At 61.9% G+C, this 12,354-nt stretch carries 7 protein-coding genes; 1 reads left to right on the top strand and 6 read right to left on the bottom strand.

Annotated elements, in window-relative coordinates; translation table 11 throughout:
* Nucleotides 1-118 precede the first annotated feature (118 nt).
* Nucleotides 119-430 carry an NGG1p interacting factor 3 protein, NIF3 gene (locus A7K61_RS07260; RefSeq protein WP_044268045.1) on the bottom strand — a complete coding sequence of 104 codons (312 nt, stop codon included), beginning with the start codon at nucleotides 428-430 and terminating at the stop codon, nucleotides 119-121.
* A gap of 4 nt (nucleotides 431-434) precedes the next feature.
* Entirely contained in the window at nucleotides 435-4,331 is a 3,897-nt protein-coding gene (purL, locus tag A7K61_RS07265) for a phosphoribosylformylglycinamidine synthase (RefSeq protein WP_069557273.1), read from the bottom strand.
* A 286-nt stretch (nucleotides 4,332-4,617) separates the two neighbouring features.
* On the opposite strand from purL, the gene mltF reads away from it, so the two are divergent.
* A complete protein-coding gene (gene mltF, locus A7K61_RS07270; RefSeq protein WP_003193988.1) occupies nucleotides 4,618-6,078 on the top strand; it encodes a membrane-bound lytic murein transglycosylase MltF in 1,461 nt (486 codons plus the stop codon).
* A gap of 136 nt (nucleotides 6,079-6,214) precedes the next feature.
* On the opposite strand, the gene A7K61_RS07275 is transcribed toward mltF, so the two are convergent.
* From A7K61_RS07275 to treC, 4 genes are all read right to left on the bottom strand, one after another.
* Nucleotides 6,215-6,493, bottom strand: a complete 279-nt coding sequence (locus A7K61_RS07275; protein ID WP_069557274.1) for a PTS transporter subunit EIIB — start codon at nucleotides 6,491-6,493, stop codon at nucleotides 6,215-6,217.
* A gap of 2 nt (nucleotides 6,494-6,495) precedes the next feature.
* The gene (gene ptsP / locus A7K61_RS07280; protein WP_069557275.1) at nucleotides 6,496-9,030 is read right to left on the bottom strand and encodes a phosphoenolpyruvate--protein phosphotransferase; all 2,535 of its coding nucleotides are present in this window, start codon (nucleotides 9,028-9,030) and stop codon (nucleotides 6,496-6,498) included.
* Nucleotides 9,031-9,213: 183 nt separating this feature from the next.
* Entirely contained in the window at nucleotides 9,214-10,434 is a 1,221-nt protein-coding gene (locus tag A7K61_RS07285) for a carbohydrate porin (RefSeq protein ID WP_044268053.1), read from the bottom strand.
* A 166-nt stretch (nucleotides 10,435-10,600) separates the two neighbouring features.
* Nucleotides 10,601-12,247: an alpha,alpha-phosphotrehalase gene (gene treC / locus A7K61_RS07290; RefSeq protein WP_069557276.1), complete on the bottom strand. Its 1,647-nt coding sequence runs from the start codon at nucleotides 12,245-12,247 to the stop codon at nucleotides 10,601-10,603.
* Nucleotides 12,248-12,354 lie beyond the last annotated feature (107 nt).

Consider the following 12,354-nt stretch of genomic DNA (forward strand, 5'->3'; position numbering starts at 1 on the left):
ACCGTTGGGGCGCTACAGAGTTGTGTAGATACCTATGCCGCGATGAGGCCCTTGCAGACAACAAAAAACCCGCCGGCCAAACTGGCCCAGCGGGTTTCTTGTTTATGCAGCCAGCCGATCAAAAATCCGCCAACTGCCACACCTCATACGCCGGTGTCTCATACGGGTGACTGAGTTTCAAAGCAGCCACAACAGCCGCAATCAACTCATCCGCCACCACCAGCTCAACCTTCCACTCTTCAACCACTTCAACCTGGCCCACCTGCCCGATAAACGGCTGGCTGCCGTCCAACGCGCGGAATTGGCCCTGGCCCAGCACTTGCCAGGCGCAGCTGTCGTAGTCGCCGATGCGCCCGCCGCCAGCGGTGAAGACGGCGGTTTTCACCGTCTCTACATGGCTGTCGGGCACGAAGAAGGCGAGCTTGTACACGGCCTTAGTTCACCCACACGCGGGCGTTGCGGAACATGCGCATCCAGGCGCCGTCTTCGTTCCACTCTTCCGGGCGCCACGAGTTTTGCACGGCGCGGAATACGCGCTCCGGGTGCGGCATCATGATGGTCACGCGGCCGTCGCGGCTGGTGAGGCCGGTGATCCCGCGCGGCGAGCCGTTCGGGTTGGCCGGGTAGTTTTCGGTGACCTTGCCATGGTTATCGACAAAGCGCAGGGCCACGGTGCCGGACAGGTCGGCTTCAAGCAGCGCTTCTTCGCTGCTGAATTCGGCGTGGCCTTCACCATGGGCGATGGCGATTGGCATGCGCGAACCGGCCATGCCCTGCAGGAAGATGGAGTTGGATTCCTGCACCTGCACCATGGCAACACGGGCTTCGAACTGCTCGGAACGGTTGCGCACAAAGTGCGGCCAGAACTCGCTGCCCGGGATCAGTTCACTGAGGTTGGACATCATCTGGCAACCGTTGCACACACCCAGGGTGAAGCTGTCGTTGCGTTCGAAGAAGCCCTGGAACGCGTCGCGGGCACGGCTGTTGAACAGGGCCGACTTGGCCCAGCCTTCACCGGCACCCAGCACGTCGCCGTAGGAGAAACCACCGCAGGCCACCAGGCCTTTGAACTCGTTGAGGTCAACGCGACCGGCGAGGATATCGCTCATGTGCACGTCGATCGCATTGAAGCCGGCACGGTCGAACGCGGCCGCCATTTCCACCTGGCCGTTGACGCCCTGCTCACGCAGCACGGCAACCTGTGGGCGGATGCCCTTCTTGATGTAAGGCGCGGCGATGTCCTGGTTGACGTCGAAGCTGAGCATGGTGCTCAGGCCCGGGTTGTCTTCTTCCAGGATCACGTCGAATTCCTGCTCGGCGCAGTCGGCGTTATCACGCAGACGTTGGATCTGGTAGCTGGTCTCGGCCCATTGGCGTTGCAGCAAGCGGCGCTGACCGGTAAAGACCGTGTCGCCGTTGAACGAGATATTGACTTCGCCGTTGTTGATCGGCTGGCCAATCACCGCCACGCACTCGGCCAGGCCAGCGGCGCTGAACTGCGCGAGCACGTCTGGGGTCGCGTCCTGGCGCACCTGGATCACCGCACCCAACTCTTCGTTGAACAGGATGCCGTTGATTTCGGCAGCATCCTCGGCAACGCTGTCGAGCACGATGTTCAGGCCGCAGTGACCGGCGAAGGCCATTTCGACAACGCTGGTCAGCAAACCACCGTCGGAACGGTCGTGGTAAGCCAACAGGTGGCCGTCGGCATTCAGGCCCTGGATCACGGCAAAGAAGGCTTTGAGGTCTTCGGCGTCATCGACGTCCGGGGCCTGCTTGCCGAGCTTGCCGTGGGTTTGCGCCAGGATCGAGGCGCCCATGCGGTTCTGGCCACGGCCCAGGTCGATCAGGATCAGGTCGGTGGTGCCCTTGTCCATGCGCAGTTGCGGGGTCAGGGTCTGGCGGATATCGGTGACCGGCGCGAAACCGGTGACGATCAACGACAGCGGCGACGTGACGCTCTTGTCGGTGCCGTCTTCGTTCCAACGGGTGGCCATGGACATAGAGTCCTTGCCCACCGGAATGGTGATACCCAGTTCCGGGCACAGCTCCATGCCCACGGCTTTGACCGTGTCGTACAGGCGCGCATCTTCACCCGGGTGGCCGGCAGCGGACATCCAGTTGGCCGACAGTTTGATGTCGGACAGCTTGCCGATGCGCGAGGCGGCGATGTTGGTGAGGGTTTCACCAATGGCCATGCGGCCCGACGCCGGAGCGTCCAGCAGGGCCAGCGGTGTGCGCTCGCCCATGGCCATGGCTTCACCGGTGTACACGTCGAAGCTGGTGGCGGTGACGGCAACGTCGGCAACCGGCACTTGCCATGGGCCGACCATTTGGTCACGGGCAACCAAGCCTGTGATGGTGCGGTCGCCGATGGTGATCAAAAAGCTTTTGCTCGCCACGGCCGGGTGATGCAGCACGCGTTCGATGCTGTCGGCCAGGTCCAGCGTGCTTGGGTCGAAATCATCGCCCAGTTCGCTTTCACGTACCGCCGAACGGTGCATACGCGGGGCCTTGCCCAGCAGCACTTCGAGCGGCATGTCCACCGGGCTATTGCCGAAGTGGCTGTCGGTGACGGTCAGCTGCGGCTCGGCAGTGGCTTCGCCGACCACGGCAAACGGGCAACGCTCGCGTTCGCAGATGGCCTGGAAGCGTGCGAAGTCTTCAGGGCCGACGGCCAGTACGTAGCGTTCCTGGGATTCGTTGCTCCAGATTTCGTGCGGGGCCATGCCCGGCTCGTCGTTTGGAATGTTGCGCAGTTCGAAACGGCCACCACGGTCGCCGTCGTTGACCAGTTCCGGGAAGGCGTTGGACAAACCACCGGCGCCGACGTCATGGATGAAGCTGATCGGGTTCTTGTCACCCAACTGCCAGCAACGGTCGATGACTTCCTGGCAGCGGCGCTCCATCTCAGGGTTTTCGCGCTGTACGGAAGCAAAATCCAGGTCTGCCGAGCTGGTGCCGGTGGCCATGGAAGAAGCCGCACCGCCGCCCAGGCCGATCAACATCGCCGGGCCGCCGAGCACGATCAGCTTGGAGCCAACCAGAATCTCGCCTTTCTTGACGTGTTCTTCACGGATGTTGCCCATGCCGCCGGCCAACATGATCGGTTTGTGGTAACCGCGCACTTCATCGCCACGCGGGGTGGTGATGGACTGCTCGAAGGTCCGGAAGTAGCCGGTGAGCGCCGGGCGCCCGAATTCGTTGTTGAACGCGGCGCCGCCCAGCGGGCCTTCGATCATGATGTCCAGCGCGGTGACGATGCGCTCAGGCTTGCCGTACGGCACTTCCCACGGCTGTTCGAAGCCCGGGATCTGCAGGTTGGACACGGTGAAACCGGTGAGGCCCGCCTTGGGCTTGGCGCCACGGCCGGTGGCACCTTCATCGCGGATTTCGCCACCGGAACCTGTGGCTGCACCCGGGAATGGGGCAATCGCGGTCGGGTGGTTGTGGGTTTCAACCTTCATCAGGATATGCACCGGCTCCTGCACCGCGCCGTATTGGCGGGTTTCAGGGTCGGGGAAGAAACGGCCGGCGACGAAGCCGACGATCACCGAGGCGTTGTCCTTATAAGCCGACAGAACGCCTTCGCTGTGCATCACGTAGGTGTTCTTGATCATGCCGAACAGGCTTTTTTCCTGGCTTTGGCCGTCGATGTCCCAACTGGCGTTGAAGATCTTGTGACGGCAGTGCTCGGAGTTGGCCTGGGCGAACATCATCAGTTCGATGTCGTGGGGGTTGCGCTTCAAGCCGTTGAAGGCGTTGACCAGGTAGTCGATCTCGTCTTCGGCCAGGGCCAGGCCCAGCTCGGTGTTGGCCTTCTCGAGGGCGGCGCGGCCACCGCCCAGCACGTCAATGGCGGTGAGCGGCTTGGGTTCGGCGTGGCTGAACAGGCCGGCAGCCTGTTCCAACTGGCTGACGATGATCTGGGTCATGCGGTCGTGCAGGCTGCTGGCGATCAGCTCGGCCTCGGCGTCGCTGAACTGGCCAGCCACGTAGAAGGCGATCCCACGTTCCAGGCGCTGGATTTTATCCAGGCCGCAGTTGCGGGCGATGTCGCTGGCCTTGCTTGACCAGGGCGAGATGGTGCCGAACCGCGGCAGAACCAGGAACAAGCGGCCAGTCGGCTCTTGAACGGGAACGCTTGGGCCGTACTTCAGAAGGCGTGCCAGCACTTGCTGTTCGTCGGCGGTCAAGACGCCGGTTACGTCGGCGAAGTGAGCAAATTCAGCGTACAGGCCTGTAACAGCTGGAACCTTCTGGCTCAGTTGCTCAAGGAGTTTGCTGTGGCGAAAGGCAGAAAGGGCAGGAGCGCCGCGCAGGATCAACATCTTCGGGACAGCCTCGGGAAGGGGTGTGCTTTGAGGCCGTGCATTCTAGCGTAAACCTTCGCCAACGGCACCCGAAACGCTACCGGTGGCCGCCGCCGAACGTCAGTTGGCACGCTTTGCCTGCGATCACGGCGTTATCCAGGGCATTGGGCGCAGTTATTTTAACCGTCACAAACGCTCGCCAACCCCCGTTTCTGCGGGCTGCAGCACAGTTTTGCGCTGGCTAGCAGACAAGTGCGCCGCTGTCGAGATATGGCGCCGTGAGCCGTTTGCGTATACTGCGCAGATGTTCTTCCCAACTGTTTCGCGCCTGCGATGCGTCAAATGGCTCATCGCCACCTTGCTCTTCCTGATGCTCAGTGCCTGTGTTGATAAACCCAGCACACTGGAGCGAATCAAGGAGGATGGCGTATTGCGGGTGGTCACTCGCAACAGTCCCGCGACGTATTTCCAGGATCGCAACGGTGAAACCGGCTTCGAATACGAACTGGTCAAGCGCTTTGCCGACGACCTGGGCGTGAAACTGGAAATCGAGACGGCCGACAACCTTGACGACCTGTTCAACCAGTTGAGCAAACCCAACGGCCCGGTGCTCGCCGCCGCCGGCCTGGTGAGCAGCGATCAGCGCCAGCAGCAAGTGCGCTTTTCCCACCCGTACCTTGAAGTCACCCCGCAGATCATCTACCGCAACGGCCAGTCGCGCCCGACCAACGCCGCCGACCTGGTGGGCAAGAAGATCATGGTGCTCAAGGGCAGCACCCACGCCGAACAACTGGCAGCGCTGAAAAAACAGAACCCGGCGATTGAATACGAAGAATCCGACGCCGTTGAGGTGGTGGATTTGCTGCGCATGGTCGACGAAGGGCAAATCGACCTGACCCTGGTGGACTCCAACGAAGTGGCCATGAACCAGGTGTACTTCCCCAACGTGCGCGTGGCCTTCGACCTTGGCAATGCCAGCAACCAGAGCTGGGCGGTGGCGGCCGGTGAAGACAACAGCCTGCTCAACGAGATCAACAGTTACCTGGACAAGGTCGAGAAGAATGGCACCCTGCAGCGTCTGAAGGATCGCTACTACGGGCATGTCGATGTCCTCGGCTATGTCGGCGCCTATACCTTTGCCCAGCACCTGCAACAACGCTTGCCCAAGTACGAGAAGCACTTTCGCGCCTATGCCAAGGCCGAGAAAGTCGATTGGCGCTTATTGGCAGCCATTGGTTACCAGGAATCGCTGTGGCAACCCACGGTCACGTCCAAGACCGGCGTGCGCGGCCTGATGATGCTGACCCAGAACACCGCCCAAGCCATGGGCGTGTCCAACCGCCTGGACCCCAAGCAGAGCATCATGGGCGGCGCCAAGTACCTGGCCCGGATCAAGGATGAGCTGGACGACAAGATCGCCGAGCCCGACCGCACCTGGTTCGCCCTCGCCGCCTATAACGTGGGCACCGGCCATCTGGACGACGCGCGCATCCTGGCGAAAAAAGAAGGCCTGAACCCGAACAAGTGGCTGGACGTGAAGAAGATGCTGCCACGCCTGTCGCAGAAGCAGTGGTACAGCAAGACCCGCTACGGCTACGCCCGCGGCGGCGAGCCGGTGCATTTTGTGGCGAACATCCGGCGTTACTACGACATCCTCACCTGGGTGACCCAGCCGCAGTTGGAAGGTAACCAGGTGGTGGAAGGCAACCTGCATGTGCCGGGCGTGGACAAGACCAAGCCTGCGCAAGACACTCCGCAACTCTGATCACGACAGCCCGAACACTGCAAATCCCTGTGGGAGCCGGGCTTGCCCGCGATGGCGGCCTGACAGTCAAGGTATTTAGCGCCTGACACACCGCTATCGCGGGCAAGCCCGGCTCCCACATTTGATCATCGTCGCCTTATAGGCCGGTGAGCAGGTGGGCCACGCCGCCCGGCAGTACCATCACGGCGGGTATACCCGCGGCCTTCAACGCCGACTCATCCAAACGCCCCGCCTCCCGCAACTGCACCCGCACCCGCGTGAGTGCCACGCGCTGCTGTGACGTGACGTTGCCCTCCCCGCCCAATGCACTCAGCATCTCGGCCGACAACAGACTGGGGGTCGACGCGGTAACCGTCTCGGCCACCATATCAGGCGTCAGGGCTTTCCAGAACGCCCGCTGCAATTTCTCGAACATGCTCAGTGCTCCACGACAGGTGAGGTTTCAACGGTGGCCGCGTGGTACAGGCGCAGGGCCTCGCGCACTTGGTCGGCTTCTTCCAGGCCCAGCACCTGGCGGGCGATGATCTGGCAGTCGTGCAGGTCCAGCTCGCGCACGGTGGCCTTGATGGTGGGGATCAGCGGCACACTGACCGACAGCTCATCCACGCCCAGACCGATCAACACCGGCACCGCCATGGTTTCGGACGCCAGCGCACCACACACGCCCACCCACTTGCCGTGGGCATGGGCGGCCTTGACGGTGATGTCGATCAGGCGCAGCACCGCCGGGTGAAAACTGTCGGCCTGGCTGGCCAGCCGCGGGTGGTCGCGGTCCATGGCCAAGGTGTATTGGGTGAGGTCGTTGGTGCCGATGGAGAAGAAATCCACATGGGGCGCAAACACATCCGCCATCAACGCCGCGCTCGGCACTTCGATCATGATGCCCAGCTTGGGCAGTTCGCTCAGGCCAAGGGCCTGTGCTTCCTCTTCGAGCATTTTGCGCGCCAGGTGCAGCTCCGACAGCAGGCTGACCATCGGCAACATGATATGCAGCCGCGCCAAGCCGGCGCTGGCAAGAATCGCACGTAACTGTTCACGCAACAGTTCGGGGCGTTCCAGGCACAAGCGGATACCGCGCAGGCCTAGGAACGGGTTGGTCTCGCTGTCCATCGGCACATAGGCCAAGGGTTTATCGCCGCCCACATCCAGGGTACGTACCACCAGATTTCGTTCGGTGCCGAGGGCGCGGTCAATGGCGCTGTAGGTGTCGGCCTGCTCCTCTGCGCTCGGCGCACGGTTACGTTCCAGGTAGAGGAACTCCGAACGCAGCAGGCCCACGCCTTCACCGCCCAGGGTCAGGGACTGCTCCACTTCCTGCAACGAGGCGACGTTGGCCGTGACCTCGACGTGGTGACCGTCGCGGGTGACCGCTGCCTGTGAGGCCTGTGCCACTTCACGCTGCAGCCGCAGCTTTTGCTGTTGGCGCACCGCCTGCAGTTGTTCGATTTCGGCCAGGTTCGGCTCCAGCTGCAGCTCACCTTTGTCGGCATTGAGCAGTACCCGCTTGCCGTTGGCCAAGGCCAGTACTTGACTGGGTACACCGCAAAGGGATGGCAGGCCGAGGGCCCGGGCGAGGATGGCCACGTGACTGGTAGCGCCCCCGGCGACCGTGACAAAGCCCAGCACTTTGCTGGTATCCAGGCCGGCGGTTTGTGAGGGTGTCAGTTGTTCAGCGACCAGGATGGCGCACTCCGGCAGCTCCATGGACCGCTCTGGCACGCCCAGGATCAACTTGAGTACGCGCTGGCCGACGTCGGCCAAATCCGCCGCACGCTCAGCCAGCAGCGTTTTACCCAAGCCTTCGAAGAGTCTGGCGGTCGCCACTGTGGCGGTGTTCCAGGCAAAGGCCGCGCTCTTGCCTTCGGCCAGCAGGCTATGGGCTTGCTCAAGCAGGGTCGGGTCTTCGAGCAACTCCTGATGGGCGCGGAAGATCTCGGCCTGGGCGCTGCCGGCCGCCTTGGCCTGCAACGCTTGCAACGCCTCGTTTGCCGCCCGCAGGCCACGCGCCAATGCGGTACGTTCGAAGGTTTCTCCGGCACCGGCTTCGGGAATCTCAAGCGCCGGTTCAGCCACTTGGACCACCTGGCCGAACGCCGAGCCAGGCGAGGCACAGATGCCTCGCAACACGGACGCCGAAGAAGCAGGCGCAGCGGGTTTGTTGATCGTCTCGACCGCTACCGGCAGCGTCTCGCCACAGCCGTCGAGCAACAACGCCACCAGCGCCTGAATCGCCGCCTCGGCATCTTCCCCCGCCGCGCTCACTTGCACACTGTCGCCCTGGGAGGTCTGCAGCGCCATGATCGCTACAAGCGACTTGGCATTCGCGCTCAGGGTTTGCTTGTGCAGGAAAATGCTGGAACTGAACCCCTTCGCCGCCTGGGCAAACACCGCCGCAGGGCGGGCGTGCAAGCCGCTGGCATTGGGCAGGGTCACTGGCTTGGAAAACAGCGCATTGCCCTCCTCCTCGTCCACCTCAGCTTTCATCGGCCCCGGCGAGACCTGCAACAGTGGCTGGCCGGACTCGACCAGCGCCTGACCGGCCACCAACGGCACAAACGGCTCGCCGCTCACAATGAGCATCAAGGTCAGCAGGCTGCGTGCATTGAGCGCGACATAGTCGGCATCGAACTCGATCAGCGGCTGTCCGGCCTCCACCCGTTGGCCCTCCTCGACCAGCCGGGTGAAGCCCTGGCCCGCCAGGTTCACGGTATCCAGGCCAATATGCAGCAGCACCTGCACACCGTTATCGGCGGTGACACTGACCGCATGGCCGCTGTCCTGAATGTTGCTGATCACCCCGGTCAACGGCGCGCAGAGGGTTTGCGAGGTGGGGTCGATGCACAGGCCATCGCCAATCACGCGGCCGGAAAATACCGGGTCGGGCACCTGGTCCAGCGCCAGCAAAACCCCGGACAAGGGTGCCAGCAGTTCCAGGGGTTGAGATGTGGTCATGACTTCACCTGTTTGTGTTGTTCTTTAAAAATCGTTGAGTCGATGCAAGGTTGAGGATGACGAAGGTCAGTGTGGGAGCGGGCTTGCTCGCGAATGCGTTGTATCAGGCGACACATTCACTGACTGCCCCACTGCATTCGCGAGCAAGCCCGCTCCCACATTAGCCCGCGTACTCCCTCCTGATTACTTCCACCAATATTCGACCTGCATGCCTATGTTCGAGCCATGCCGCGCCGTGCCATAGGCGCCGGTGTCGGACAACGCCGAGCCCGCCGCCAGCTCATTGGCCGCACGCTTGGCCGCTTTGTTCCAGGATGCATAGGTGTAATACAACCGCACCTCCGGCCGCGCCCAGAATTCAGGGCCTTTGGGCGACCAGGTCGGGGCGAAGGTAAATTTGCTCAATTTGCGCGTACCGCCTGTGGCCTCGACCTGATCGTGCCCCAGCTCAGTGACCAGTTTGAATTGCTCGCTGAGCGCATACGCCGGGCGCACACCCAGGGACATCCAGTTCTGGTCCTGACGCCCTGGGCGCACATCTTTCTGGTACACCGCCTCGACTTGCCCGCCGAAACGCGGCGTTACCTGCCAATCAAAGAACTCCACCGCGCGGTAACTTTTGCTGCTCTTGTCCAGCGCGGTATTGCCGGTGTAGCCCAGGCCGGTGCCGGGGCCTTCGCCGTACTGCAGGGCAAACTTGTTCTTGCCGCCCAGGAAGGCCGCTTGCACATGCTGCGCCGTCAGCGCCCAGCCGCTGTTTGTGTCACGGCCACCGGCCTTGGCGATGTAGCTCAAGCCCAGTTCCAGCTCGCCACCGGGGTTGGTCTTGAAACCTGCGACGTTGAAGTCGTGACGGGTGGCGTATTCCTTCTGGTACAGGTTGTCTTTGCGCGACAGCGCGTAGCTGTATTTCAATCCGCCGATCAGCACGTCCTCGATCCCGCCACCGGTGGCGCTCTGGTTCCAGTAGTAGAAGTCGGAGATATGGATGTCGTTACGCTTGTAGTAACGCCGCCCGGCCCACAGCGAACCGCCATTGAGGCTGGGCAGGTTGGACCACTGCGCATACATCTGTGGCATGCGCGCCGAGCCGTTGTTTTCGCCCTGGAACTTCAGGGCGCGGTCGTACTTGTTGTAGAGGGAAGCCATGGCATCGACGCTGAGCACCGAACCATCGTCAAGGGTCAGCAAATCCTGACGCAGTTCCAGCTCGGCGTACTGCTCGCATTCGTTACCCAGGCGGTATTTGGTTTGCGCACCCGGCAGTTGGAAACATTGCTGCTTGCCACTTCCGGTTGACGTGCCCACACCGCTGCGCAAATACCCGGCAAACTCCAGGGCTTGGGCGCCGAAAGGCACCGTGAGGCAGGACGCTATAAGGCCCAGCTTGATTGTTGTTTTCATGAAGCGCTCCTTTTATTTTTATTGTTTTTTCTTACGGTCTTGCGTGACGCGATCACCTGTAGGAGCGAGCTTGCTCGCGAAGAACTTGCAGCCTCCACGCAACACCTGGAGGGGCGCGTTTTCGTTGGCGATCTTCGCGAGCGAGCTCGCTCCTACAGGGGGTGTTTCAACCCGTCAGGTGCAGCACGAAGGATTCATAAGGGCGTAGCACCAGCGTGCTCGTGCGCGGTGGGCAGTCGGGGTAGTTGCTGATCAGCAGGCGTTGCTCGTTCGCGGCGTTGATCACGCCTTCGGGCAGTTGGATCTCGCACGGTGATCCATAGAAGTTGTTGACTACCAACAAGCGCTCGCCGTGACCTTCACGCAGGTACGCCCAGACCTGGAGATGGTCTTGCAGCAACGGGCGGTAAACGCCTTGCTGTATCAGCGGTTCGCGGCGGCGCAAGTCGATCAGCCTGCGGTAGTGATGCAGCACTGAATCCGGGTCATCCATCTGGCTTGCGACGTTGATCTGCGCGGCATTGGCGGGGATGCCGATCCAGGGTTCACCGCGACTGAACCCCGCGTTCGCTTCGGTGCTCCACTGCATGGGCGTACGCCCGTTGTCGCGGGACTTCTGCATGATCGCCGCCATGCTCGAGGCTTCGGACTCGCCCGCATCGCGCTTGAGCCGGAAGATGTTCAGGGTTTCCACATCACGGTACTGCGAGATGCTGTCGAAGCCGGGGTTGGTCATGCCCAGCTCTTCGCCCTGATACACATACGGCGTGCCCTGCAGAAAGTGCAGCGCCGTGGCGAGCATCTTGGCCGAGACCACGCGATATTCGCCGTCGTCACCAAAACGCGAAACCACCCGCGGCTGATCGTGGTTGCACCAGAACAACGCATTCCAGCCGCCACCGGCCTGCATGCCCATCTGCCAGTCGGAGAAAATCTGCTTGAGTTGCAGGAAGTCGAAGTCGGCCTTCACCCACTTCTGCAGGTTCGGGTAATCGACTTTCAGGTGATGGAAGTTAAACGTCATCGACAGTTCTTTAGACGCTGGATTCGAGTAGCGAATGCAGTGTTCCAGGCGGGTGGATGACATCTCGCCCACGTTGATCAGGTCATGGTCTTCAAAGACTTCGCGGTGCATTTGCTGCAGGTATTCATGCACGTTCGGGCCGTCGGTGTAGAAGCGGCGGCCATCGCTGTTGTCCTCGGGGAAATCGGCGGGCTTGGAGATCAGGTTGATCACATCCAGGCGGAACCCACCCACGCCTTTGTCGCGCCAGAAGCGCATCATCTTGAATACTTCGGCGCGCACCTGGGGGTTGTCCCAATTGAGGTCGGCCTGGGTGTGGTCGAACAGGTGCAGGTAGTACTGGCCGGTCTGCGCTTCGTATTCCCAGGCCGAACCGCCGAACTTGGATTCCCAGTTGTTCGGCTGGTCGCGCCAGATATAGAAGTCGCGGTAGGGGTTGTCGAGGCTGCTGCGCGCCTGCTGGAACCATTCGTGTTCGATGGAGGTGTGGTTGACCACGATGTCGAGCATCAGCTTGATGCCACGCTTGGCGGCTTCGCTGATCAGCAGCTCGCAATCGGCCATGGTGCCGTAGCTGGGGTCGATGGCGTAGTAGTCGCTGATGTCGTAGCCGTTGTCGCGCTGGGGCGAGCGCAGGAACGGGGTGACCCACAGAAAATCCACGCCCAGCCACTTGAGGTAGTCGAGTTTGTCCACGATGCCCAACAGGTCACCGGTGGCGTTACCCGCGTGGCTGTGGAAGCTTTTGGGGTAGATCTGGTAGATCACCGAGTGTTGCCAGGTTTGCATGGTGGGTTCCTTCAGTAGAGTTGGGGGCTGGCCCTTCTGGCCTCATCGCAGGCAAGCCAGCTCCCACATTTGAATGTGTTCACAAATCACTGTGGGAGCTGGCTTGC

Origin of the sequence: Pseudomonas sp. AP42, from assembly GCF_001728935.1 — a bacterium.
Taxonomy (GTDB): domain Bacteria; phylum Pseudomonadota; class Gammaproteobacteria; order Pseudomonadales; family Pseudomonadaceae; genus Aquipseudomonas; species Aquipseudomonas lactis.

Excerpts from the sequence above, each read along its gene's own strand:
- A7K61_RS07285 (WP_044268053.1), bottom strand. The coding sequence starts at position 10,434 with ATGAAAACAACAATCAAGCTGGGCCTTATAGCGTCCTGCCTCACGGTG.
- treC (WP_069557276.1), bottom strand. The coding sequence starts at position 12,247 with ATGCAAACCTGGCAACACTCGGTGATCTACCAGATCTACCCCAAAAGC.
- mltF (WP_003193988.1), top strand. The coding sequence starts at position 4,618 with ATGTTCTTCCCAACTGTTTCGCGCCTGCGATGCGTCAAATGGCTCATC.
- A7K61_RS07275 (WP_069557274.1), bottom strand. The coding sequence starts at position 6,493 with ATGTTCGAGAAATTGCAGCGGGCGTTCTGGAAAGCCCTGACGCCTGAT.
- purL (WP_069557273.1), bottom strand. The coding sequence starts at position 4,331 with ATGTTGATCCTGCGCGGCGCTCCTGCCCTTTCTGCCTTTCGCCACAGC.
- ptsP (WP_069557275.1), bottom strand. The coding sequence starts at position 9,030 with ATGACCACATCTCAACCCCTGGAACTGCTGGCACCCTTGTCCGGGGTT.